This window comes from Zavarzinia marina, from assembly GCF_021568905.1.
Lineage (GTDB): Bacteria > Pseudomonadota > Alphaproteobacteria > Zavarziniales > Zavarziniaceae > Zavarzinia > Zavarzinia marina.
The window spans coordinates 247,883-269,994 of the sequence record NZ_JAKGSB010000002.1 but is presented as its reverse complement, the minus strand read 5'-3'; the positions used below and the strand labels follow the sequence as shown (position 1 = coordinate 269,994).

Below are 22,112 nucleotides of genomic sequence, written 5' to 3'. Positions count from 1 at the left end.
AGGTATAGATGTCTATATGAAATAGCGGGGCGCCGAAACAATTCCCGTCGCCCCGGCCCGCGCCGGGAAGACGAATGAGGAGGGGCACGCTAGCGGTCGAGGATGTGCTCGCCGACCTCGGCAACCCGGCGCGTGCCGGTCAGGGCCATGGAGACGTCGAGTTCCTTGCGGATGATCTCGAGGGTGCGGGTCACGCCCGCCTCGCCCATGGCGCCGAGACCATAGAGAAAGGCCTTGCCGATCAGGCAGCCCCTGGCGCCCAGGGCCAGGGCCTTCAAGACGTCCTGTCCGCTGCGGATGCCGCCGTCGAACCAGACCTCGGTCTTGTCGCCGATGGCCTCCACCACCCGGGGCAGGGCCTTGATCGAGGAAATGGCGCTGTCGAGCTGGCGCCCGCCGTGGTTGGAGACGACCACCGCATCGGCCCCCACCGAAGCCGCCATGCGTGCATCATCGGCGTCCAGCAGACCCTTCATGATCAGCTTGCCGGGCCAGAGCTTGCGCACCCATTCGACATCCTTCCAGGACAGGGAGGGATCGAATTGCGATGCCGTCCATTCCGCCAGCGTGCTCAGGTCGTCGGCGCCCTTCACATGACCGTCGAGGTTACCGAAACTGCGCCGCTTGCCGAACAGCACGCGCGTCGCCCAGGCCGGCTTGGTCGCGATGTCGAGGGCATTGGCGAGGGTCAGGCGCGGCGGCACGTTCAGGCCGTTCTTGATGTCGCGGTGGCGCTGGCCATGGATCTGCAGGTCCATGGTCAGCATCAGCGCCGAGCATCTGGCCGCCGCCGCGCGCCGGATCAGGCTCTCGGAAAAGCCGCGATCGCGCATCACGTAGAGCTGGAACCAGAAGGGTTTCGTAACCGCCGCCGCCACGTCCTCGATCGAGCAGATCGACATGGTGGAGAGCGTGAAGGGCACGCCGAAGGCCTGCGCGGCACGGGCGCCGTGGATCTCGCCATTGCCGTGGAACAGGCCGGTCAGCCCCGTCGGCGCGATGGCGAGCGGCATGGTCACGGCTTCGCCCAGCATGGTGGTGGCGGTGGTCCGGTCCGAGACGTCGACCATGACCCGCTGGCGCAGGCGAAGGGCGGCGAGATCGGCCCGGTTGGCGGCGATGGTGTGCTCCTCGTAGGAGCCGCGATCGGCATAATCGAAGATGGCGCGGGGGATACGCTTTCGCGCCAGCAGGCGCAGGTCCTCGGTATTGGTGACGATGGTCATGGACGGCTCCGATCCCCGGCATGGTGCCCGGCACCGGTCATGGATAAAACTTTTTACCAGCGATGAAAACGGGTAAAATAATTTTACCAATTGTCGATCCGGCCATGTCGAGGCACCCATGAGCGAGGAAATCAAGCCGCCGCGTCTCGCGGATCAGATCGCCGCGCATCTGCGCGAACTGATCCTGCAGGGCGTGCTCCGGCCCGGCGATCGTCTGGCGCCGGAGCGCGAGTTGGCGGAAAAGCTCGGCGTGTCGCGGCCGTCGCTCCGCGATGCCGTCGACCTGCTGGAGCGGAGCGGTCTCCTCGTCACCTCGCGGGCGGGAACCGCAGTCGCGTCCTTCCTGGCGCCCCTGTCGGAGCCGATCGCCACCCTGTTCGAGGAAGACGAAAGGGTGACCGCCGATTATTTCGAGTTCCGGCTGATGATGGAGAGCCAGGCGGCCCGCCTTGCCGCGCTGCGGGCGACCGATCTCGATCTCGCCGCGATCCGCGAGCAATTGACCGTCCTCGAGGCGGCCCATGCCGAGGAAGACCACGGCGGGGAAGCCGCGGCCGACGTCGATCTGCACATGCTGATCTACGAGGCCGCCCACAATGTCGTCCTGCTGCACATGATGCGCGCCATCGCGGATCTCCTGCGACGGGGCATCTTCTACAGCCGTGAGCAGTTCTACGGCCGGCCGGGCCTTCGCGACGCGGTGATGGCCCAGCACCGGACGATCGCCGAGGCGGTGCTGGCGCGCGATCCGGATCGGGCGGAGAAGGCGGCGGTGGATCACCTGCGCTTCATCGTCGGGGCGATCGAGGACATCCGCCGCGACGAGGGGCGCCGCAACGCCTCCCGCCGCCGGGTGGGGCGGGGCGATCTGATCGCGGGCTAGGCGACGGCGGTGGCGTCCTTGGCGGCGAAGGCGGCCTCGACTTCGCGGCGCAGGAGGTCGGCCTTGCGCTGGCGGACCGAGTCGGACTTGAGCTGGCCGCAGGCGGCCATGATGTCCTCCCCGCGCGGGGTGCGCACGGGGCTGGCATAGCCGGCATCGAAGACGATCTGGGAGAAGGTCTTGATCGCCTCCGGCGTCGAGCGCTCGAAGGGGGCGCCGGGCCAGGGGTTGAAGGGGATCAGGTTCACCTTGGCCGGAATGCCCTTGATCAGGCGGACCAGGGCGCGGGCGTCCGCCGGGCTGTCGTTCACGTCGCGCAGCATGACGTATTCGAAGGTGATGCGCCGGGCATTGTTCACGCCCGGATAATCGCGGCAGGCCTGCATCAACTCGGCGATCGGGTATTTCTTGTTCAGGGGCACGATCCTGTCGCGCACCTCGTCGGTCACGGCGTGGAGCGAGACGGCCAGATTGACCCCCAGTTCCTCGCCCGCGCGCTTCATCATGGGGACGACGCCGGCGGTCGACAGCGTGATACGCCGCTTCGAGAGCGAGATGCCCTCGTTGTCCATGACGATCTTCAGGCCGGCCGCGACATTGTCGAGGTTATAGAGCGGCTCGCCCATGCCCATCATGACGATGTTGGAGAGCAGCCGGCCGTCGGCGGGCGACGGCCACTCCCCGAGCGCGTCGCGCGCGATCATGATCTGCTGCACGATTTCGGCCGGGCCCAGGTTGCGCACCAGGGTCTGGGTGCCGGTGTGGCAGAAGCGGCAGGTCAGGGTGCAGCCGACCTGCGACGAGACGCAGAGCGTGCCCCGGTCGTCGTCGGGGATGAAGACGCTCTCCACCTCCTGGCCGTCGGGCCATTTCACCAGCCATTTGCGGGTGCCGTCGACCGACAGCAGGGCGCGGCTGATCTCCGGCCTGTCGACGGTCGCGACATCGTCCAGCGCCGCGCGCAGATCCTTGGAGAGCGACGTCATCTCCCCGATCGAGCGCGCACCCCGGTTGTAGATCCAGTGCCAGAGCTGCTGCACCCGCATGCGGCGGGGCTTGCCGCCCTGGCCCACGGCGTCGAGCACGCGGCCGAGCGCCTCCCGGTCGAGGCCGATCAGGTTCAGCTTCGAACCGTCGGCGGGAAGGATGGAATCGGTCGTGTCGGCGGTCATGGTGGATCCGGTGGGGGCCTTAGACGTTGCAGGCCTTCATCACCGCGCTGATGGCGGCGGTGATGCCCTTCAGGCTGAAGACGTCGGTGGTGTCGGTGCCGCGCTGGGAGGTGCCGGTCACGACCGCCTTCGCGCCGCGCTTCATGGCGGCCACGATCTCGCTGTCGGTCTCGGCCTTGCGGGCCCAGGCGTTCTCGCCGTCGGTGAAGAGCTCGAACTTCTTCTTGCCGTCGATGGAGATATGGGCGGTGGAGCCGGTCTTGAACGGATAGCCGATCAGCACCTGCACCTGATCCTTCACGCTGCCGTCCTGGAAATAGGACACCAGGAAGAAGATGTCGCCACGGCGCACGTTCTTCGGCTCCGAATCGACCGGCTTCGACGAGACGAAGCAGACGTCCTTGCCGTTCTGCTTGGTCTTGAACGCCTGCCAGTCGCCGTGCTCGGCGAGCAGGGGCGTTTCCTCGGCCTTGGCGCCGGTATCCACCGCGACGACCGCGGCCATTGACATCAACATGCCGAACGCGGCGAATAGGAAGCGTTTCATGGCACCTGTTCACAAACATGAGCGAGAGGCGCCAAGATAGCGAGGCGGGCCCCGCTTTTCCACCCCACCCGTTTCATTTGGTCCCGTCCCCTCGATAAGAGACCTGGATTGAAGCATTGACGAACAGCGTGGAAACGGCGCCGGCCATTGATCGCGAGCAATTGGCGGACTGGGTGGAGGCGGTCGCGGCGCGCGGGGACAGGCCGGCCTTCGCGGAACTCTTCGCCTATCTGGCGCCCCGTCTGAAGGCCTATCTGATTCGCCTGGGGGCGGGGCCCACCGCCGCCGAGGAAGTGGTCCAGGACGTGATGCTGACGATCTGGCGCAAGGCCGCCAGTTTCGACCGGCGCCAGGCCTCGGTCACGACCTGGACCTTCACCATCGCCCGCAACCGCCGAATCGACCTCATCCGGCGCGAGCAGCGCCCCGACCTCGATCCGGAGGAACCGGCGCTGCAGCCTTCGCCCGCGCCCGCCGCCGACCGCCTGGTCGACGAGGGGCGGCGCGACGAGCGCCTGCGCGATGCGATTCGCGAACTTCCGCCCGAACAGGCGGAACTTCTGCAACTTGCCTTCTATGAGGGAAAATCACATGCCGAGATCGCGGTACTTCGTGATATTCCCCTGGGTACGGTAAAGTCGCGAATGAGACTTGCTTTCAATCGTCTGCGCCGCGTCATGGAGCCGTATCAGTGACCCCTGCTCACCATGTGCCGTTCGATTTGCTCGTGGAGCGTGCCGCCGGCGCGCTGCCGCCGGCAATGACGATGATGGTGGATGCTCACCTCGCGCTCTGTGCCGAATGCCGCGCCGAACATGCGCTCTGCGAGGCGGTCGGCGGCGAATTGCTGGACGGTTTGGAACCGGTCCCCATGGCCGACGACGGTCTGGACCGGCTGTTCGCCCGAATCCTCCAGGACGACGAGGGGAACGAGGCGGCGGATGCCCCCGAACCGGCCGCCCTGCCCTGGGTGGACGATCCGGTGGGCATGCGCCTGCCTCCGGTGCTGCGCCCGGTCTGGGCCCGGTCCCGCGAAAAGGCCAGATGGCGAACGCTGGTGCCGGGCGTCCGCTGCCTGGACCTCGACCTGCCGGTCGGGCCCGAGGGCAGCGCGATGCTGCTTCATATCGACGGCGGCCGGGGGATCCCGCGACACACCCATCGGGGCCGCGAGTTCACCCTGGTGCTGTCGGGCGCCTTCAACGACGAGCGCGGGCGTTTCGCGGCGGGCGATCTCTCGATCACCGACGACAGCGTACGCCACAAGCCGGTGGCCGAGCCGGGCGAGATGTGCCTGGTCTTCGCCGTGCTCGATGCCCCGGTCCGCCTGACCGGGGCGCTCGGCATCGTCCAGCGCCTGATGGGCGGCTGAGCCTCAGTCGTTCATGCCACGGCGGCGCAGCAGCTTCAGGCGCAGCGCGTTCAGCTTGACGAAGCCTTCGGCGTCGCGCTGGTCGTAGACCGCGTCTTCCTCGAAAGTGACGTGGCTGAGGCTGTAGAGCGAATGGGGGCTCTTGCGGCCGACGACGCTGACCGAACCCTTGTAGAGCTTCAGCCGGACCGTGCCGGTGACATGCTCCTGGCTCTTGTCGATCAGGGCCTGCAGCATCTCGCGCTCCGGGCTGAACCAGAAGCCGTTGTAGATCAGCTCGGCATAGCGCGGCATCAGCTCGTCCTTGAGGTGCATGGCGCCCCGGTCGAGGGTGACCTGCTCGATGCCGCGATGGGCGGCGAGGAGGACGGTGCCGCCCGGCGTCTCGTAGATGCCGCGCGACTTCATGCCGACGAAACGATTCTCGAGAAGATCCAGGCGGCCGATGCCATTGGCCCCGCCGAGCGCATTCAGCCGGGTCAGCAGGGCGGCCGGCGACAGGCGCTCGCCGTCGATGGCGACGGCATCGCCCTTCTCGAAGTCGATCTCGACATAGGTCGGCTTGTCCGGTGCCGCCTCGGGCGAGACGGTGCGGGAATAGACGAATTCCTCGGCCTCCTGCCACGGATCCTCCAGCGCCTTGCCCTCGGACGAGGTGTGCAGCAGGTTGGCGTCGACCGAGAAGGGCGCCTCGCCGCGCTTGTCCTTGGCGATCGGAATCTGGTGCTTCTCGGCGAAGTCGATCAGACGGGTGCGGGAGGTCAGATCCCATTCGCGCCACGGCGCGATCACCTGGATGCCGGGCTCCAGGGCGTAATAGGACAGTTCGAAGCGGACCTGGTCGTTGCCCTTGCCGGTCGCGCCATGGGCCACCGCGTCGGCGCCGGTCGCCTTGGCGATCTCGATCTGGCGCTTGGCGATCAGCGGCCGGGCGATCGAGGTGCCGAGCAGGTAGACGCCCTCATAGAGCGCATTGGCCCGGAACATCGGGAAGACGTAGTCGCGGACGAATTCCTCGCGCAGATCCTCGATGAAGATCTCCTTCACGCCGAACATCTCGGCCTTCTTGCGCGCGGGTTCCAGTTCCTCGCCCTGGCCGAGGTCGGCGGTGAAGGTCACCACCTCGCAGCCATAGGTTTCCTGCAACCACTTGAGAATAACCGAGGTGTCGAGCCCGCCCGAATAGGCGAGCACGACCTTCTTCACGTCGCGCGCCATGATCATCGTCCTTGGATCCGCCCGTCGTCGGGCGCGCGCAGTATAGGCATTTGCGCCCCTTGCTCAAGGGCGGCCCTGATTCGGGGAATCAGGGGGCGGGCCTGGCCGGGAAGGGGATCAGGATCACCGGCATGGCGGCGGCGCCGATCTCGCCGTGGGTGTCGGACAGGGTCGCCTGGGCGAAGCCGAAGCCGGCGGCGTTCCAATGGCTGACCGGTTTCAGGCCGATCCAGTCGCCGACCGGCCGGCGCCACAGGTTCACGGTCAGGGCCGGATTGGGGAAACCGGCGGCGCGCGGGCGGTCCCAGCCGTCGGGACGGCCGATGCCGGCCGACCAGTCGGCGGCGGCGATCACCCGGGGCAGGACATGGGCGTCGAGCCCGAGCGGCACGCGGGCGCGCATCCACATGGTGCCGTCCGGTGCCGGACGCCAGTCCAGCGCGTCCTTGAACCAGCGCTTCGGCGGGCGGTGCGGCGCCTCCATGTCCGCCAGGGTCTCGGGGTCGTGCACCGGGCCTTCGGGCAGGGGCGTCAGGCCGCGGATCGCCTCGGCGTCGCGGACGAAGGTGAAGCGGGCCTCGGCACGCAGCCCGTCATCCGCCTCGATGAAGGCGTCGACCAGGGTCAGGCGGCGGCCCGGCTGGGCCACTTCCGCCGTCACCACCAGGCGGTGATCCGATTTCAGGGGGCGCAGGAACTGGATATGGGCGGCGATCGGCGTGCCCAGGTCCCGTTCCGCCGCCAGCGCCTCGGCCGCATTGGCCATCAGGCCGCCGATGGCGCCGCCGTGCAGGGCATCGAAGGGGCCGTTCGCCAGGGCCAGGGGCCGGAAGGCGCCGTCCTCCTCGACGAACAGGCGATCATCGGGCACCGCCGGCGCGGCTTCGACCGGCCCGGTTTCAACTGAAACGGGGGCCGGGGGCGGGAACAGTTTCTCGACCGGGAAGGACAGGGATTCGCGCATCGTCATCGGGCGTCGTCCGTCGAAAGGCTTCGTCATGGCCTCATTGCCGCATGTAAGGTTGCATGACGCAACTACCTGATCGGTCATCGCCGCCCTGCGGCGGCGATGGTTGCATAATGAAACCATGTGCGGTAGAGTCGCCGACCGGATCCGGCGGACGACGTCGGCCGTTTTCGCGATGCCCGGACGATCATGACCCGCAATTCCCTCGCCGAAAAGAACTGCTCGCTCGCCCGCGCCCTGGACGTGGTCGGGGAATGGTGGAGCCTGCTGCTGGTCCGGGAAGCCTTCTTCGGCACGCGGCGCTTCCAGGATTTCGCCGCCAACCTCGGCATCGCGCGCAACATCCTCTCGAACCGGCTGAAGCGCCTGGTGACCGAAGGCGTGCTGGCACGCATGGAAGGGGCGGGCGGCGCCGTCGAATATACGCTGACACGCAAGGGGGAGGCGCTGCTGCCGGTGCTCGTCACCCTGATGCAATGGGGCGATGCCCATGCCAACGACGATCCGCCGCCGGTGATCCTGACCGACCGCGCGACCGGCACGCCCCTGCCGCCGGTCGAGGTCCTTGCCGCCGACGGCCGCATCCTGACCCGGACCGACATCCGCGCCATGCCCGGCCCCGGCGCCGACATCCCGCTGCGGGACCGCCTGCTGCCCCGGCAGTCGCTGGGGTGAGGGGCGAGACTCTGCTCGACGTAATTAAGAAGATTACATCGTCACCACGACCTTGCCGGTGACCTTGCGATCCATCATGTCACGGATCGCCTGGCCGCCTTCGGCAAGCGGATAGGTCTTGCTGACCATGGGGCGGATCTTTTCCGCCTCGAACAGCTGAACCAGTTCCGAGACGTTCTCGCGGTGGACGTCCGGCTCGCGCGCGGTGAAGGCGCCCCAGAACACGCCGACGATCTCGCAGCCCTTGAGCAGCGCGAGGTTCAGCGGGATCGACGGGATCGGCCCCGACGCGAAGCCGATCACCAGGAAGCGGCCCTTCCAGGCGATGGAGCGCAGCGCCTGTTCCGAGAAATCGCCGCCCACCGGATCGTAGACGACGTCGACGCCCGTGGGCGCCAGTTCCTTCAGGCGGTCGCGCAGCTTCTCGCGGCCGTAGACGATGACCTCGTCGGCGCCATGGGCCTTGGCGATCGCCGCCTTCTCGTCGGTCGAGACGCCGGCGATGACGCGCGCGCCCATGGCCTTGCCCAATTCGACCGTGGCGAGGCCGACGCCGCCGGCGGCGCCGAGCACCAGCAGGGTCTCGCCCTCCTGCAGGCGGCCGCGCTGCTTCAGCGCGTGATAGGAGGTGGCATAGGTCAGCAGGAAGGCCGAGCCTTCCTCGAAGGACATGCCCGGCGGCAGGGCGGCCAGACGGTCCTCGCTCACCACGATCTCCTCGGCGAAGGCGCCCCAGCCGGTCATGACGATGACCTTGTCGCCCGGCGAATAATTCTCGACCTTCTCGCCGACCTCGGTGATCACGCCCGCCGCCTCGCCGCCGGGGGCGAAGGGCAGTTCGGGCTTGAACTGATATTTGCCCTGGATGATCAGCACGTCCGGAAAATTCACGCCGGCGGCATGAAGCTTGACCCGGACCTCGCCCCGGCCGACGGCGGCGGGCGGCACATCCTCCAGCACCAGGGATTCGGGCGGGCCGTATGCCTTGCAGTTCAGAACCTTGACCACGGTCGGTGTCTCCCCATTCGAATTGGTTTCGTTCTAGGCCCTGACCTCGCCCGTTCGGAATTCCCGGTCAAGGCGTCGTCGGCCTTCGGGCCCAGTCGGCCGCCATGCGCACCAGGCCGATGGCGGTGCCGTTCCAATTCGTCAGCGGGGTTTCGATCAGATCGGCGACATCCCGGCGCGCCTCTTCGCGGATCAGGCCGTGGTGGTCCAGCAGGGCGGCGATCAGCACGGTCGAGGCCCGGGTCGCGCCGTCGTCGATCTTGCAGGCGAAGCCGAGGCCGAGGTCGGGCGCGATCGCGGTGAAGACACCCTCGGCCCCGGTCTTCACCACGGTGCCGGGCCGGCAGGCGCGCATCAGGCGGGTGCAGGCACGCCCGGTGCCGGCGACATGGTCGGGATGATCCGCCATCGCCCGGCGCAGCCGCGCCGCCGCCCGTGCCCGGACCGGCGAAAGCCCGTCCGGCGCCGCCAGCCGCGCCATGGCGAGGGCGAGGGCGGAAAGCGGCATGACCGGATTGGGCGCGGCGCAGCCGTCGATGCCATGGGGCATGTCCGGCGTCGTTCCCGCCATCGCCGCCACCGTCTCGAAGACAGCCTGCTGCACCGGATGCTCGCGCCGCTCGTAGCCTCGTGTCGGCGCGCCGAAATGGCGGGCGAGGGTGAGGAAGCCGGCATGCTTGCCCGAGCAATTGTTGTGCAGGCGGCACGGCGCCTCGCCCGCCGCCGCCAGCGCCCGGGCCGCCGGGCCGAAGCTCGGCTTCTGGGGACCGCAGGCGAGGTCGCTCTCGCCGAGGCCGAGACGGGCGAGCAGGCCGGCGGCCGCCTCGACGTGGAAGGGCTCGCCATTGTGGCTGGCGCAGGCCATGGCCAGTTCGACCGGGGTGCAGGCGAAGGCATCCGCCGCGCCGCTTTCGACCAGGGGCAGGGCCTGGAGGATCTTCATGGCGGACCGGGGAAAGCGCGGCCGTTCCAGATCGCCCGCGCCCGCGACAAGGCGGCCGTCGGCGTCCATGACCGCATAGGCGCCGCGATGCCGGCTTTCCAGGATCCCGCCCCGCAGAACCTCGACCAGGACGGGATCGCCGCTCACGGTCAGTCCAGGGTTTCGCCGGGATAGACGCCCCAGAGCGCGTCGCGGTGCAGCCAGCCCGTCCGCCCCTCGACCGTGGCGCGGCACCAGTCGCCCCGGCAGCGGTCCAGGCGGACGATCACCCCCGCCTCCAGCCGCAGCAGGGGGCGGGCGCCATCCGACGGATCGCCGCGCAGCACCCTGATGCCGCCTTCGACCAGGGCGCTGCGCCGGCCCGACAGCAGGCTCTTGTGGACCCAGCCGATGGTGCCGTCATGGTCGCGGATCTTCCGCCAATATTCGAAATCGGCCACGATCTCCACCGGCAGGCCGGCGCGGACGTATTTCCAGGCGATCGGATATTGCGAGCCGGGCCCGGTGCGCACGTTGATCTCGTTCGAGCCGGTGGTGGCGAAGCGCGGCACCCGCAGGCCGCCGGCATCGCCCTCTTCCCCGTCCTGGGCCGTGGCGGGCGCGCCCGTCGGCGGCGACAGGGCCGCGAGGGCGATGAACAGGCACAGGAGAAAACGGAACGTCGTGGGGCGGAACGGCATGTCGTGCGATCGTGGGCGGCCTGACGGATGAGGATTCGCTGCACCGCCAATGTCCGTCGCCGCCGGCTTTCGGTCAAGGTGGGCGGGCCGGGCTTCGGTCACGACGCGGCATTCGCGCGCTTGCACCTTGGGCCAAGTCTGCTAGGAAGAGCCGTGTTCCAGCCGCGGAAGGCCAGATCCGCCGCTAAGGGAGAGGATGATGCCAGTCAAGAAGCCGCTCGTGATCGTCACACGTAAACTGCCGGAAGCGATCGAGACGCGGATGATGGAGCTGTTCAACACCAAGCTCAATCCCGACGACCATCCCATGAGCCATGCCGAACTGGTGGAGGCGGTGAAGACCGCCGACGTCCTGGTCCCCACCGTGACCGACCGGATCGACGGCCGCATCCTCGCCCATGCCAATCCGAACCTGCGGCTGATCGCCAATTTCGGCACCGGCGTCGACCATATCGACCTGGCCGCCGCCCGCCAGCGCGGCATCACCGTGACCAACACCCCGGGCGTCCTGACCGAGGATACGGCGGACATGACCATCGCCCTGATCCTCGCCGTCGCGCGCCGCGTCGCCGAGGGCGAGCGCCTGATGCGCGGCGGCGAATGGACCGGCTGGTCGCCGACCTGGATGCTGGGCCGCCGCATCTGGGGCAAACGTCTCGGCATCATCGGCATGGGCCGCATCGGCACCGCGCTGGCGCGCCGGGCCCGCGCCTTCGGCATGTCGATCCACTATCACAACCGCAACCGCGTGGCCGAGGACCTGGAACAGGAACTCGAGGCGACCTATTGGGAAAGCCTGGACCAGATGCTGGCGCGGATGGACATCATCTCGGTCAACTGCCCGCATACGCCGGCGACCTATCACCTTCTCTCGGCGCGGCGTCTGAAGCTGCTGCCCAAGCAGGCGATCCTGGTCAATACCGCGCGCGGCGAAGTGATCGACGAGAACGCGCTCACCCGCATGCTGGTCGGCGGCGATCTCGCCGGTGCCGGCCTCGACGTCTTCGAGCACGAGCCGGCGGTGAACCCCAAGCTCGTCGCCCTCGACAATGTCGTGCTGCTGCCGCACATGGGCTCCGCCACCATCGAGGGGCGCATGGACATGGGCGAGAAGGTCATCATCAACATCAAGACCTTCGCCGACGGCCACCGCCCGCCCGACCGCGTGCTCGAAGGCCTGCTCTGAGGTCCGCGACGGCCGGTTTCGATCCAGCCGGCACCTAATCCAAAGGGACGTAGGCGCCGGCCCGCATCCGTCCGATCCTCTCGGGACAGAACAGGGGGGACGGGTGTCATGGCCAGCCGCATGGTGCATTTCCAGACGACGATGAAGGCGCCGCGCGGCGCGGTCTTCGCCTGGCTCGGCGATCACGAGAAATTCGGCTCGCTCCTGCCCGGCAAGACGAAACGCATCGTCGACGGCGAAGGGCCGGGCGGCGTCAACGGGGCCGGCTCGATCCGCCGGGTCTCCTTCGGCATCGGCTATACCGACGAGAAGGTGACCGCCATCGTTCCCGACGAATATGTCGAATACACCGTGGTGAAGGGCGGGCCGGTGAAGAATCACCTGGGCCGCATCCGCCTGAAGGACGGCGCCGACGGCGGCACCGAGATCGACTATCGGATCGAATTCGATCCCGTTGTCTCCTTCCTGGGCCTGCCCACGGAAATGCTGGTGCGCACGATCATCGGCGGCGGCCTCTCCAAGCTCAGGAAGAAGCTCGAGGCGGCGGCCTGATCGCCGTCGGGGGTTCCCGGGCTTGGCGCGGCAGGGGTGGGGGCCTATGATCCGGGCCCGCCGTTTCGCCCCCGCAACAGCCCGATCGAGTCCCCGCCATGGCCCATCCGCACGACGCCAACCGCCGGCACTGGGACGAGGTGACGGCGCTTCATCGCGACAGCGCCTTCTATGACGTCGAGGGCTTCCTGGCCGGGCGCTGTACCATCGGCCCGATCGAGCGCGAGGCCCTGGCGCCCCTGCTGCGGCGGAACCTCCTGCATCTGCAATGCCATTTCGGGCTCGACACCCTCAGCCTGCTGCGTCTCGGCGCGGCGCGGGTGACGGGGGTCGATTTCTCCGCCCCCGCGATCGCCGAGGCCCGGCGCCTGGCGGACCGGTTGAAACTGTCGTCCTGGGCCGATTTCATCGAGGCGGACGTGCTGGATCTCGATCTCGGCCGGCGCTTCGACCGGATCTTCACGTCGCATGGCGCCATCAACTGGCTGTCCGACATCGGCGCCTGGGGGCGCGTGGTGGCGCGCCATCTGGCGCCCGACGGCGTCTTCTACATGATGGAGGCGCATCCCGTCGGTCTCGCCCTCGACGTCGACGGCGAAGGCCGGCTCTATCAGCGCTTTCCCTATTTCCACGCGGCGGAGCCCCTGAACCTCGACGGCGTACCGGACTATGCCGAGCCCGACTATCTGCCGAAGGAGCCCGGCATCGGCTGGGCCTGGACCATCGCCGACGTCATGGCGGCGCTGGAGGACGCGGGGCTCCAGGTCTTCGCCTTCCGCGAATATCCCTTCGCCGCCTGGGAGGCGCTTCCCGCCATGACGCCGGACGCCGAGCGCCACTATTGGCACCGCGCCAAGGATGCCGGTCCCGACACCCCCCTCCTGTTCAGCCTGAAGGCGCGCCACCCCATTTGACCCGGGTGTCATCCCGGCGCAGGACGGGATCTTCCCCAGGCAAACGCGCCTTCCGGCCCAAAGGCCCCGACAATTGGGGGTCGCCGAAACTTCATATTCGGCGTGTTGACTCTCCTCGGTCCCGATGAGAACGTTATGAGAACATTCAGGAGGGCGACATGGTCAAGGCAATTCCCGACGGCTATGAGGCCGTCACCCCCTATATCATCGTCGATGGTGCATCGGCGGCGATCGACTTCTATGTCTCGGTCTTCGGCGCGGTCGAATTGTTCCGCATCGCGGCGCCCGGCGGCCGCATCGGCCATGCCGAGGTGCGGATCGGCGGCGGCGTGGTCATGCTGGCCGATCCCCACCCCGAAATGGGCGCGGTGGCGCCGGTGAAGGGGGCGGGATCGGCTTATACCCTGATGTTCTATTGTCCGGACGTCGATGCGGTGGTGGCGAAGGCCGAGGCCGCCGGGGCGGAGGTGCGATCGCCGGCCGAGGACAAGTTCTACGGCGACCGCATGGCCACCCTGGCCGATCCCTTCGGCCACGTCTGGCACGTCTCGACCCATATCGAGGACGTCGATCCGGAGGAATTGTCGCGCCGGGCCGCCGCCATGTATGGCGGCTGAACGGTCGTTCAGACCAGTTTGCGCTCGGTGAAGAACAGGCGCAGCGCGAAGCCGACGAAGATCAGGCCCGACAGGCCGTCGACCGCGGTCCGGAACCAGCGGTTGGCGGCGATCCGGTTCGCGGTGCCGGCGGCGAAGGCGGCGATCGCGGCCAGATAGAGCCCGCCGATCACGGCGACCATCTGGCCCATGACGAAGGTCTGCAGGGCGACATGGCCGAGGCCGGGGGCGACGAACTGCGGCACGAAGGCGAGATAGAACAGGATCACCTTGGCGTTCAGCAGATTGTTGACCAGGGCCTGGGTGAAGATGCGGCGCCGCCCCTCGACAGACGGGCGGCGGGCGCCGTCGGCCGCCGGGCCGCGCCATTGCCGCCAGGCCTCCCGCAGCGCCCGAACGCCGAGCCAGGCGAGATAGAGCGCGCCGAGCGTCTTCAGCCCGTTGAAGAGATCGGGCGAGGCGGCGACCAGGGCGGAGATCCCGGCGGCGGCGAGGCTGGAGTGAATGAAATTGCCGAGGGTGATGCCGGCGATCGCGGTCCAGGCGGCCGGCCGCCCGTCGAACAGGGCGCGGCCCAGCACCAGCAGGAAATCCGGCCCCGGGATCAGCACCAGCACGATCACGGCGACCAGATAGAGTTGCAGCAGATGGGCGTCGAACGGCAGCGACAGCGACATGGCGGTTTCCGGGGTGGTTTCCGGGACGAAGGGGGCCGCGCTCAGAGCGCGGGCGCGTCCACTCCAGCCTGGGCGCAGGCCGCCGTCAAGCAATTGGCCAGCAGGCAGGCGATGGTCATGGGGCCGACCCCGCCGGGCACCGGGGTGATATGGCCCGCGACCGCCGCCGCTTCGCCATAGGCGACGTCGCCGACCAGCCGCGTGCCGCCGCCGTCCTTGGGGATGCGGTTCATGCCGACGTCGATGACGACGGCGCCGGGCTTCACCCAGTCGCCCTTCACCATTTCGGGCACGCCGACGGCCGCCACGAGAATATCGGCCTTGCGCGCCAGGGCCGGCAGATCGCGGGTCCGGGAATGGGCGATGGTGACGGTGCAGCTTTCGCGCAGCAGCAGTTGCGCCATGGGCTTGCCGACGATGTTGGAACGCCCGACGACCAGGGCGTCGAACCCGGACAGATTCGGCCCCAGCCGGTCCTTGATCAGCATCAGGCAGCCGAGCGGGGTGCAGGGCACCATGCCGGGCTGGCCGACCGCCAGCCTGCCGGCATTGATGACGTGAAAGCCGTCGACATCCTTCGCGGGGTCGATCAGGTCGATCACCTTGGCGGAATCCATGTGTTTCGGCAGGGGCAGCTGCACCAGGATGCCATGGACGGCGGGGTCGGCGTTCAGCGCCGCGACCTGATCCAGAAGGGCGCTTTCGGGGGCATCGGCGGGCAGGCGGAATTCGAAGGACTTCATGCCGGCGGCGCGGGTCTGCTCGCCCTTGTTGCGGACATAGACATGGCTTGCCGGATCGTCGCCCACCAGCACCACCGCGAGGCCCGGCACCAGGCCGTTTTCCTGTTTCAGCCGCGCCACTTCGGCGGCGACGCGGGCGCGCAGGCCGGCCGCGAAGGCCTTGCCGTCGATCACTGCTGCGGTCATGGGAATCCCCGTCACTTGGCTGGAGAAGCGGGCGTAAGCCATTTGTCGAGGCGCTGCAACAGCACCGTCGCCGCACCCTGGATCTGGACCAGCTTTTGTCGCGAGGTGTGGCCGGAACGGATCGCCACGGAAGATTTCGGCACGTCCAGGGCATCGGCCAGGAAGCGGATCAGGGCGTCGTTGGCGGCGCCGTCGACCGGCGGCGCATTCAGCTTGATGGCGACGGCCGTGCGCCCGTCGGCGCCGGTGACCACCCCGTCCAGCGCATTCCGCGACGCGCGCGGCGACAGCCGCACGGCGAGCCGCACCGCCTCGCCCCCGGCCTCGGCGCTGTAGGGCGGCGCGCTCATCAGATGCCGAGAAGGATCTCGGGAATGAAGCGGCGCAGGAAGAAGATGATGATCAGCAGCACGAGGGGCGCGAAGTCGATCCCCCCCGCGGTCGGGATCACCTGACGGATCGGCCTGAGCAGCGGCTCGGTGATGACATAGAGCCCCTGGCCGATGGATCGGACCGCCGGGCTGTAGGGATTGATCACGTTGAAGGCGATCAGCCAGGACATGATCGCCGAGATGATCAGCACCCAGGAGTAGAGATTGAGGACGAGGTCGATCGTCTGAACCAAGGCAATCATGAGCATCCATCCGCGGCGGCAACCCTGCCGATGTAGGACGTGGGACGCGCGCGCGCAACCCGCTTGACAGACGATAAGCCTTAGAGCATTTTTCGCGCCTCGCAAACGGCGGGTACGGGGCTGTAGCTCAGATGGGAGAGCGCCTCGTTCGCAATGAGGAGGTCAGGGGTTCGATTCCCCTCAGCTCCACCACCGTACCCAAGCCCGCGAAATCTCCTGAAAATCGATGATCGGCCCCCCGGCAACGGTCGGGCAATGTTCGGCGCCGACCATGGCGTTCCCGTCGCCGTCGCGGCGGCGCGCTTGGGCACGAGCCGGCAAACACATCCGCCGGGCCCGCGTCTCGGAGGCCGTCGAGCGGAACTCACGCGAAGATCGCGCATATTGAGTCGGTGCGGCCGGCCCGATCGTGGCGGTCGTCATGGCGGTGCGGGTCCCGGACACCATGGTTCCCCTCACGCGAGCATGCGCAAGGCGTCGAGAGCGGGGTGGAATCGGATGCCTGTCATCGTGGGGACCCATGGGGTCGTCAATCTGAACGAAACGGCCGGGGACGATCGCACCGTCGGCTATCCATCGGACGAAGGCCCGGCCCTCGACGAGGGCGTCGACCGGCTCGATGGCGGCGGGGCAACGACACGGCGAACACCGGCGCCAGCTTCGTGCGGATCGCTTCAACGCATGGCAAATCAATTCGGCCGGCGGCACCATCCACGACGCCATCGAACCGGCCAATGGTGCGAACGTCCACGCGACGGACTATGTCTTCGTCTGATCGCCGATCTCCCCAAAAACGTGTATCGGACATATTCATGCCATTGAAATGACTTCCCGCGGTCTCACTTACCGGCATACTGCCGTATCAACCGTAAGAAGAGACATAGAGGGCGATCATGGCCGATCGGTTTGGCACCACGGGCAGCGACAACATCACCGGGACGAACGGCAACGACAGGATCGCCGCCTTTCCCTATGGCTCCTATCCGGGGGCGGACACCAGCAGCAACACCATCAGTGGTCTCGGCGGTGACGACATCATCGTCGGCGGCAACGGGCCCGACGTGCTCAACGGCAATGACGGCGCCGACCTCATCTCCGGCGAGGGGGGCAACGACCAGATCTTTGGTGGCGCGGGCGACGACGGTCTCCTTGGCGAGGCCGGCGACGACGAAATCGAAGGTGGCGACGGTAACGACCTGATCGACGGCGGCACTGGCACCGACCAACTGTCGGGTGGCGCCGGCAACGACATTCTCTGGCCCGGGGCGATCGTCGAAGCGGACATTCTCGACGGCGGCGCCGGCTTCGACACCGCCTATTTCGATTTTTCGGCCTCCCGTGCCAGCACTCTGGACACCAACACCGACATCACCCTGATCGACATCGAGCGGGTTGCCCTGGACGGCAGCCGCTATGCCGACGTGATCGTCGGCAGCGCCCTCATCGACTGGCTCGACGGCGCGGGGGGCGACGACCAACTCGACGGCGCGGCCGGCGACGACATTCTGCTGGGGGGGCCGGGTGACGACGTCATCCACGGCGGCGACGGCAACGACAGGATCGATGCCGGCAACAGTTCCGGTAGCGGCTTCGACGAGGCTTTCGGCGACGCCGGCGACGATCGGATGGACGGTGCGCTGGGCGTCCAGGTCCTCCACGGCGGTGCCGACGACGACAATGTGCATGGCGGCGACAGCGGCGACATGCTCTTCGGCGACGAGGGCGACGATCGCCTGTTCGGCGACGACGGCAACGACCAATTGGACGGCGGCACCGGCACGGACCTCCTCGCGGGCGGTGACGGCAACGATCTCTACCGGATCGACGACACGGCGGACAAGACGGTCGAAAAGGCCGGCGAGGGCAGCGATACGGTCGTGACCTCTCTTGCCGCCTACGGTCTGCGCGCCAATGTAGAGAAGCTGGTGTTCGACGGGACCGGCAGCTTCCGGGGCACCGGCAACAACAGCGACAACAACGTCACCGGCGGCAGCGACGCGGACCGGCTGGTCGGCAATGGCGGCGACGACCTGCTGCAGGGCCAAGCCGGCGACGATACCCTGGTGGGCGGCACGGGCGAGGACAGGCTGCAGGGCGAAGCCGGCGACGACACCCTGATCGGCGGTGCAGGCGAAGACAGGCTCGACGGCGGTGACGACAACGACTTCCTGAACGGCGGCGCGGCGGCGGACCAGCTCGAAGGCAGGTGGGGTGACGACGTCCTCCAGGGTGGTGCCGGGGCCGATATCATGCACGGCGGCCATGGCGACGACATCTACTATGTCGACATCGCCACCGACGTCGCCGATGAAAGCGTCGGTTCCGGTCACGATCTCGTTTATGCGAGCGTCACCTACACGCTGATGGCCGGCATTGAGGATCTTCGCCAGTCGGGCTCGGCCAATATCGCCGCCACCGGCAACGAGTTGGCGAATACGATGACCGGCAATGGCGGCAATAACCGCCTGCTCGGCGAAGCCGGCGACGACCTGATCGACGGCCGGGCCGGTGCGGACCGTCTCGAGGGCGGCGACGGCGACGACGAGCTTCTCGGCGGAAACGACGACGACATGCTCTTCGGCGACGCCGGCCGCGACACGCTCGACGGCGGCGCGGGCGACGACACCATGCGCGGCGGCCTGGGCGACGATACCTATGTCGTCGACACCGCCGGCGATACAGCGAGTGAGGCCGGCGGTGACGGCGTGGATACCGTGCGGGCCGCCATCTCCTTCACCATCGCCAGCGGCATCGAGAATCTTGTCCTGACCCGGAACACGGCGATCGACGCAACCGGCAATGCGGGCGACAACATGCTGACCGGTGCCGGCGGGGCGAACACTTTGTCCGGGCTCGGCGGTGCCGACGTCCTTCTCGGTCTCGGCGGCAACGACACGCTGGACGGCGGTGCCGGCATCGACGTGCTGACCGGCGGTGCAGGCCGCGACGTCTTTGCCTTCAGTGCCGGCCAGGCGGACGGCGACACGGTGACCGATTTCGTCGGCGGCGGCGCCGGTGCCGGCGACAGCTTCGTCTTTTCGGGCTACGGCAGTGCCGCGGCCGGCGCCAGCCTGGTCCGGCTCGACGCCACCCATTGGCAGATCAATTCGGCCAATGGCGCCGTCCACGACGTGATCGAGATCGCCAACGGCGTCAATGTCCACGCCACCGACTTCATCTTCGTCTGACCTGTCGTGCCGGTGGGCGCGCCGATGGGGCGTGCCCGCCGGCCGATTGATTTATCGCCCGGAAACCGACGTCACCGCCGACCGACCTGAACGAAGATGCCATAGGTCATGGCCCCGGCCAGGAAGACGACGAGGCCGAGGCCGAAATAGAGCACGGGGCCGCTGAAACCGAAGACGTCCGCCTTGCCGAAACCCAGCAGGTCGAAACTCGTGATGGCGAGCCAGGCGAGCCAATAGGCGATGACGATGATGACGCCGGTGTTCATCGGGCGGGCTCCTGGCGGGTTGATCCGCAGCGATCATGCCGTCATTCGCGTGCCCGCGACCAGACATGGATCAAGGGCGCGGCGATTGGGGCCCTGCGATCAGGAGCCTGGCGTTCAGCGCGCGATTTCCCCCGCGATGGCCTGTGCGACCGCCGCCGACAGCGCATCGAAGCGGTGGCCGGCGCCCGCCACTTCGGTGAAGCTGGCGTCGACGCCGGCTTCGCGCAGATCCGCCACATAATCGCTGGCCAGATAGGCAAAGGTATTGTCGTCACGGGCACCGGTGATGGCGATCACCCGCGTCGTCGCCGGCACATCCTCGGCATAGGTGCTGGGTGACTGGCTGTTGCTCCAGACCTTGCGGTTGCGATCCTTCCGCCATCGCCGCAGATCGCAGGGGCAGGACACCAGGATCGCCGAATCGACGATCCCGGGGTGGCGGCCGATCACGGCGCCCAATTGGGCCGAACCGCCGGAATGACCCATCACGACCAGCCGGCGGCTGGCACCCCTGGCCGCCTTCAGCGCGGCCGCCAGCAGGTCATTGTTCGTTTCGGTGTAATGATCGCGGCGGCCGTTGTTGCTGCCCTCGCTCTTCCGGCCGTCGGAATCCTCGTAGCCGGGGCGCAGCAGGGCGACGACCCGCGCATCCGGATGCGCGGCCGCCAGCAGTTCGGCCATGGGATACAGATAGTCGGCGGGACCACCGGACGAAACATCACCATGGATCAGGACGACCGTCACGGCATCACCCGTGCCCCAAATGCGCCCGGCGAGGGGGCCGACGGTCTCGGCCCGCAGGGCTGAGGCCGCGGTGGAGGCCGCCAGCAGCAGGCCGAATGCGAAGCTGCGGAGCAGAACGGTCATGGCGGCGGGCCCCAGGATGACAACGGTGCCTCTACCTTAGCGTGAAGGGGGGCAACGTGCCAGACCGCCGCCTCAGATCAGCGCCGGTTCGTCCGGGCAGAAGCGGAGCGCCTCGGCCAGCCGGCTCAGGCCGGCGGCCAGTTCGCCATGGTCGGCGGCGGCCGACAGGCTGATGCGGATCGCTTCGGGCGCCGGGCCGCGGCCGACCGCGAAGGCGGCGCCGGTCGCGACATGGACGCCCTGGGCGCGGGCCGCCTCCACCACGTCGGTGGCGCGGCGGCCGTTCTCCAGCTTCAGCCACAGATGGAAGGAGCGCACGCGACCGTCCGCCGGTCCCGGCAGGTCGAGGATGCGTTCGGCGATCTCGTTGCGGCGGGCCGCTTCCTGCACCTGCCAGCGGGTCAGGGCCTCGGCCGTGCCGTCGGCCAGCCAGCGCGCCACGATTTCCGCCATCAGGGGCGGGGCCATCAGGGTCGTGGCGCGCAGGGTTTCGGTCGCGGCCACCATCATGCGGCGGGGCATCGCCATATAGCCGGTGCGCAGGCCCGGCATCAGGGCCTTGGAGACCGAGGTGACGAAGATCGTGCGCTCCGGTGCCAGCATGGCGATGGGCACCTGCGGCGCGGCGAGGAAGCCATGGACGTCGTCCTCGATCAGGATGGCGTCGCAGCGTTCGGCGACCTCGGCGATGGCGCGGCGCCGGTCCTCCGGCATGACCGAGCCGGTCGGATTCTGGATCGTCGGCGTCAGATAGACGAAGCGCCGGCCGCCGCCCCGGCACGCCGCCTCCAGCGCGTCGGGGCGCATGCCCGACTCGTCCAGCGCCACGGGTTCGAGGGTCAGGCCGAGGCGCCGGGCCAGCGACGTCAGGCCGGGATAGGCGAGGGCTTCGGTCAGCAGGATGTCGCCCGGCCGGGCCACCGTCATCAGGGCGATGGTCTGGGCGTTCTGGCAGCCGGTGGTCACCAGCACCCGGTCCGGCGTGACCTGGACGCCTGCGCGTTTCAGCCATTCGGTGCCGGCGGCACGATGAGCGGGGGCGCCGGCCGGGAATTGATAGCCCATGACGGTCGCCAGATCGTCCGATGCCGAAAGTTCGGCCAGCGCCGCCTTCAGGGCCTCCACCTGCGGGCCCATGGCCGGTCGGTTGACCGAGAGATTGATGACGCCGGCCCCGGCCCCCGGGGTCGCCCGCTCGTGGTCGATGCCGACGAGTCCGCCACTGCCCGGCACGGCCAGTTCCAGCCCGCGCACGAAGGTGCCGCGCCCGACCGTGCCGTCGGTCAGGCCCCGGCGCGCCGCCTCGGCATAGGCCCGCGTGACGGTGCCGATGGTGACGCCCAGGCGGACCGCGAGATCGCGATGGGTGGGCAGGCGCGTGCCCGACGGCAGGGTGCCGTCGGCGATGGCCGAAGCCAATGAGTCCGCAATCGCCAGATAGAGCGGGCCGTCGTGGCCGGCCAGATTCGGGGCCCAGGCATCGGCCCCGCGACGGATCTGCGGGGTGAGGCTGGGAACGGTGGTGGCGGTAATTGTCATGGGGACAATAAATATCTTGTCACGATTGTTCTGTCAAGATATAGAGACAATG

General features: G+C 68.3%; 25 protein-coding genes and 1 tRNA gene. 11 read left to right on the top strand and 15 right to left on the bottom strand.

The genetic code is table 11. The features are described 5' to 3' along the window. Positions 1–89: 89 nt before the first annotated feature. Positions 90–1,226: an alpha-hydroxy acid oxidase gene (locus L2U69_RS07090; RefSeq protein ID WP_236106090.1), complete on the bottom strand. Its 1,137-nt coding sequence runs from the start codon at positions 1,224–1,226 to the stop codon at positions 90–92. Between the two features lie 118 nt (positions 1,227–1,344). Between L2U69_RS07090 and L2U69_RS07085 the strand changes: the two genes are divergently transcribed. Beyond that, on the top strand, positions 1,345–2,109 hold the full coding sequence (locus L2U69_RS07085) for an FCD domain-containing protein (protein WP_236106089.1): 765 nt from the start codon (positions 1,345–1,347) through the stop codon (positions 2,107–2,109). Here L2U69_RS07085 and rlmN read toward each other — a convergent pair. Together rlmN and L2U69_RS07075 are read right to left on the bottom strand one after the other, a co-directional pair. Beyond that, positions 2,106–3,281: a 23S rRNA (adenine(2503)-C(2))-methyltransferase RlmN gene (rlmN, locus tag L2U69_RS07080; protein ID WP_236106088.1), complete on the bottom strand. Its 1,176-nt coding sequence runs from the start codon at positions 3,279–3,281 to the stop codon at positions 2,106–2,108. The two genes, L2U69_RS07085 and rlmN, sit on opposite strands and share 4 nt — an antisense overlap. A gap of 19 nt (positions 3,282–3,300) precedes the next feature. After that, positions 3,301–3,786, bottom strand: a complete 486-nt coding sequence (locus L2U69_RS07075; protein ID WP_236106087.1) for an invasion associated locus B family protein — start codon at positions 3,784–3,786, stop codon at positions 3,301–3,303. Between the two features lie 158 nt (positions 3,787–3,944). Here L2U69_RS07075 and L2U69_RS07070 point away from each other — a divergent pair, with 158 nt between their 5' ends. Together L2U69_RS07070 and L2U69_RS07065 are read left to right on the top strand one after the other, a co-directional pair. Then, a complete protein-coding gene (locus L2U69_RS07070; protein ID WP_236106086.1) occupies positions 3,945–4,523 on the top strand; it encodes a sigma-70 family RNA polymerase sigma factor in 579 nt (192 codons plus the stop codon). Beyond that, the gene (locus L2U69_RS07065; protein WP_236106085.1) at positions 4,520–5,200 is read left to right on the top strand and encodes a ChrR family anti-sigma-E factor; all 681 of its coding nucleotides are present in this window, start codon (positions 4,520–4,522) and stop codon (positions 5,198–5,200) included. Before L2U69_RS07070 ends, L2U69_RS07065 begins: the two co-directional genes overlap by 4 nt. 3 nt (positions 5,201–5,203) lie before the next feature. On the opposite strand, the gene L2U69_RS07060 is transcribed toward L2U69_RS07065, so the two are convergent. Both L2U69_RS07060 and L2U69_RS07055 read right to left on the bottom strand, forming a co-directional pair. After that, positions 5,204–6,418, bottom strand: a complete 1,215-nt coding sequence (locus tag L2U69_RS07060) for an argininosuccinate synthase (RefSeq protein WP_236106084.1) — start codon at positions 6,416–6,418, stop codon at positions 5,204–5,206. 88 nt (positions 6,419–6,506) lie between these two features. Further along, positions 6,507–7,388, bottom strand: coding sequence for an acyl-CoA thioesterase domain-containing protein (locus tag L2U69_RS07055; RefSeq protein ID WP_236106083.1), 882 nt, complete (start codon positions 7,386–7,388; stop codon positions 6,507–6,509). Positions 7,389–7,574: 186 nt separating this feature from the next. On the opposite strand from L2U69_RS07055, the gene L2U69_RS07050 reads away from it, so the two are divergent. Then, positions 7,575–8,060, top strand: coding sequence for a winged helix-turn-helix transcriptional regulator (locus L2U69_RS07050; protein ID WP_236106082.1), 486 nt, complete (start codon positions 7,575–7,577; stop codon positions 8,058–8,060). 33 nt (positions 8,061–8,093) lie between these two features. Here L2U69_RS07050 and L2U69_RS07045 read toward each other — a convergent pair whose 3' ends face one another. The 3 genes from L2U69_RS07045 to L2U69_RS07035 form a co-directional block, all read right to left on the bottom strand. Further along, entirely contained in the window at positions 8,094–9,068 is a 975-nt protein-coding gene (locus L2U69_RS07045; protein ID WP_236106081.1) for an NADPH:quinone oxidoreductase family protein, read from the bottom strand. A 67-nt stretch (positions 9,069–9,135) separates the two neighbouring features. Continuing rightward, positions 9,136–10,158, bottom strand: coding sequence for an asparaginase (locus L2U69_RS07040; protein ID WP_236106080.1), 1,023 nt, complete (start codon positions 10,156–10,158; stop codon positions 9,136–9,138). Between the two features lie 2 nt (positions 10,159–10,160). Next, positions 10,161–10,691: an SH3 domain-containing protein gene (locus L2U69_RS07035; RefSeq protein ID WP_236106079.1), complete on the bottom strand. Its 531-nt coding sequence runs from the start codon at positions 10,689–10,691 to the stop codon at positions 10,161–10,163. A gap of 199 nt (positions 10,692–10,890) precedes the next feature. Here L2U69_RS07035 and L2U69_RS07030 point away from each other — a divergent pair, with 199 nt between their 5' ends. The 4 genes from L2U69_RS07030 (at position 10,891) to L2U69_RS07015 (ending at position 13,960) form a co-directional block, all read left to right on the top strand. Then, on the top strand, positions 10,891–11,877 hold the full coding sequence (locus L2U69_RS07030; RefSeq protein ID WP_236106078.1) for a 2-hydroxyacid dehydrogenase: 987 nt from the start codon (positions 10,891–10,893) through the stop codon (positions 11,875–11,877). A 108-nt stretch (positions 11,878–11,985) separates the two neighbouring features. Next, entirely contained in the window at positions 11,986–12,429 is a 444-nt protein-coding gene (locus L2U69_RS07025; protein ID WP_236106077.1) for an SRPBCC family protein, read from the top strand. 98 nt (positions 12,430–12,527) lie between these two features. Beyond that, a complete protein-coding gene (locus L2U69_RS07020) occupies positions 12,528–13,343 on the top strand; it encodes a class I SAM-dependent methyltransferase (protein ID WP_236106076.1) in 816 nt (271 codons plus the stop codon). 158 nt (positions 13,344–13,501) lie between these two features. Next, positions 13,502–13,960, top strand: coding sequence for a VOC family protein (locus L2U69_RS07015; RefSeq protein ID WP_236106075.1), 459 nt, complete (start codon positions 13,502–13,504; stop codon positions 13,958–13,960). An 8-nt stretch (positions 13,961–13,968) separates the two neighbouring features. Here L2U69_RS07015 and L2U69_RS07010 read toward each other — a convergent pair whose 3' ends face one another. The 4 genes from L2U69_RS07010 to L2U69_RS06995 are packed head-to-tail and all read right to left on the bottom strand — an operon-like array spanning position 13,969 to position 16,200. Continuing rightward, a complete protein-coding gene (locus L2U69_RS07010; protein ID WP_236106074.1) occupies positions 13,969–14,637 on the bottom strand; it encodes a LysE family translocator in 669 nt (222 codons plus the stop codon). Positions 14,638–14,678: 41 nt separating this feature from the next. Next, on the bottom strand, positions 14,679–15,566 hold the full coding sequence (gene folD / locus L2U69_RS07005) for a bifunctional methylenetetrahydrofolate dehydrogenase/methenyltetrahydrofolate cyclohydrolase FolD (RefSeq protein ID WP_236106073.1): 888 nt from the start codon (positions 15,564–15,566) through the stop codon (positions 14,679–14,681). A gap of 11 nt (positions 15,567–15,577) precedes the next feature. Further along, a complete protein-coding gene (locus tag L2U69_RS07000) occupies positions 15,578–15,916 on the bottom strand; it encodes a DUF167 domain-containing protein (RefSeq protein ID WP_236106072.1) in 339 nt (112 codons plus the stop codon). Then, positions 15,916–16,200 (bottom strand): YggT family protein, encoded by a 285-nt coding sequence (locus L2U69_RS06995; RefSeq protein ID WP_236106071.1) that lies wholly within the window; start codon positions 16,198–16,200, stop codon positions 15,916–15,918. The genes L2U69_RS07000 and L2U69_RS06995 overlap by 1 nt, the downstream gene beginning before the upstream one ends. Before the next feature lie 116 nt (positions 16,201–16,316). Here L2U69_RS06995 and L2U69_RS06990 point away from each other — a divergent pair. The 3 genes from L2U69_RS06990 to L2U69_RS06975 all read left to right on the top strand — a co-directional run bounded on the left by L2U69_RS06990 (position 16,317) and on the right by L2U69_RS06975 (position 19,388). Then, positions 16,317–16,392: transfer RNA gene (locus L2U69_RS06990), tRNA-Ala, on the top strand. 427 nt (positions 16,393–16,819) lie between these two features. Beyond that, the gene (locus L2U69_RS06985) at positions 16,820–16,975 is read left to right on the top strand and encodes a hypothetical protein (RefSeq protein WP_236106070.1); all 156 of its coding nucleotides are present in this window, start codon (positions 16,820–16,822) and stop codon (positions 16,973–16,975) included. A gap of 118 nt (positions 16,976–17,093) precedes the next feature. Next, positions 17,094–19,388 carry a calcium-binding protein gene (locus L2U69_RS06975; protein ID WP_268967287.1) on the top strand — a complete coding sequence of 765 codons (2,295 nt, stop codon included), beginning with the start codon at positions 17,094–17,096 and terminating at the stop codon, positions 19,386–19,388. A 71-nt stretch (positions 19,389–19,459) separates the two neighbouring features. Here the strand turns inward: L2U69_RS06975 and L2U69_RS06970 are convergent, their stop codons facing one another. The 3 genes from L2U69_RS06970 to L2U69_RS06960 form a co-directional block, all read right to left on the bottom strand. Next, positions 19,460–19,654, bottom strand: a complete 195-nt coding sequence (locus L2U69_RS06970; RefSeq protein WP_236106069.1) for a hypothetical protein — start codon at positions 19,652–19,654, stop codon at positions 19,460–19,462. A 114-nt stretch (positions 19,655–19,768) separates the two neighbouring features. Further along, the gene (locus tag L2U69_RS06965) at positions 19,769–20,521 is read right to left on the bottom strand and encodes an alpha/beta hydrolase (protein WP_236106068.1); all 753 of its coding nucleotides are present in this window, start codon (positions 20,519–20,521) and stop codon (positions 19,769–19,771) included. Positions 20,522–20,593: 72 nt separating this feature from the next. Beyond that, positions 20,594–22,060 carry an aminotransferase-like domain-containing protein gene (locus L2U69_RS06960; protein WP_236106067.1) on the bottom strand — a complete coding sequence of 489 codons (1,467 nt, stop codon included), beginning with the start codon at positions 22,058–22,060 and terminating at the stop codon, positions 20,594–20,596. Positions 22,061–22,112: the final 52 nt, after the last annotated feature.

Bases quoted from the DNA above. Each gene is read 5' to 3' on its own strand.
- L2U69_RS07075 (WP_236106087.1), bottom strand. From the start codon at position 3,786: ATGGCCGCGGTCGTCGCGGTGGATACCGGCGCCAAGGCCGAGGAAACG.
- L2U69_RS07055 (WP_236106083.1), bottom strand. From the start codon at position 7,388: ATGACGATGCGCGAATCCCTGTCCTTCCCGGTCGAGAAACTGTTCCCG.
- L2U69_RS07020 (WP_236106076.1), top strand. From the start codon at position 12,528: ATGGCCCATCCGCACGACGCCAACCGCCGGCACTGGGACGAGGTGACG.
- L2U69_RS07090 (WP_236106090.1), bottom strand. From the start codon at position 1,226: ATGACCATCGTCACCAATACCGAGGACCTGCGCCTGCTGGCGCGAAAG.
- rlmN (WP_236106088.1), bottom strand. From the start codon at position 3,281: ATGACCGCCGACACGACCGATTCCATCCTTCCCGCCGACGGTTCGAAG.
- L2U69_RS07060 (WP_236106084.1), bottom strand. From the start codon at position 6,418: ATGGCGCGCGACGTGAAGAAGGTCGTGCTCGCCTATTCGGGCGGGCTC.
- L2U69_RS07030 (WP_236106078.1), top strand. From the start codon at position 10,891: ATGCCAGTCAAGAAGCCGCTCGTGATCGTCACACGTAAACTGCCGGAA.
- L2U69_RS06960 (WP_236106067.1), bottom strand. From the start codon at position 22,060: ATGACAATTACCGCCACCACCGTTCCCAGCCTCACCCCGCAGATCCGT.
- L2U69_RS06985 (WP_236106070.1), top strand. From the start codon at position 16,820: ATGGCGGCGGGGCAACGACACGGCGAACACCGGCGCCAGCTTCGTGCG.
- L2U69_RS07035 (WP_236106079.1), bottom strand. From the start codon at position 10,691: ATGCCGTTCCGCCCCACGACGTTCCGTTTTCTCCTGTGCCTGTTCATC.
- L2U69_RS06995 (WP_236106071.1), bottom strand. From the start codon at position 16,200: ATGATTGCCTTGGTTCAGACGATCGACCTCGTCCTCAATCTCTACTCC.
- L2U69_RS07025 (WP_236106077.1), top strand. From the start codon at position 11,986: ATGGCCAGCCGCATGGTGCATTTCCAGACGACGATGAAGGCGCCGCGC.
- L2U69_RS07050 (WP_236106082.1), top strand. From the start codon at position 7,575: ATGACCCGCAATTCCCTCGCCGAAAAGAACTGCTCGCTCGCCCGCGCC.
- L2U69_RS07015 (WP_236106075.1), top strand. From the start codon at position 13,502: ATGGTCAAGGCAATTCCCGACGGCTATGAGGCCGTCACCCCCTATATC.
- L2U69_RS06970 (WP_236106069.1), bottom strand. From the start codon at position 19,654: ATGAACACCGGCGTCATCATCGTCATCGCCTATTGGCTCGCCTGGCTC.
- L2U69_RS07010 (WP_236106074.1), bottom strand. From the start codon at position 14,637: ATGTCGCTGTCGCTGCCGTTCGACGCCCATCTGCTGCAACTCTATCTG.
- L2U69_RS07085 (WP_236106089.1), top strand. From the start codon at position 1,345: ATGAGCGAGGAAATCAAGCCGCCGCGTCTCGCGGATCAGATCGCCGCG.
- L2U69_RS06965 (WP_236106068.1), bottom strand. From the start codon at position 20,521: ATGACCGTTCTGCTCCGCAGCTTCGCATTCGGCCTGCTGCTGGCGGCC.
- folD (WP_236106073.1), bottom strand. From the start codon at position 15,566: ATGACCGCAGCAGTGATCGACGGCAAGGCCTTCGCGGCCGGCCTGCGC.
- L2U69_RS07000 (WP_236106072.1), bottom strand. From the start codon at position 15,916: ATGAGCGCGCCGCCCTACAGCGCCGAGGCCGGGGGCGAGGCGGTGCGG.
- L2U69_RS06975 (WP_268967287.1), top strand. From the start codon at position 17,094: ATGGCCGATCGGTTTGGCACCACGGGCAGCGACAACATCACCGGGACG.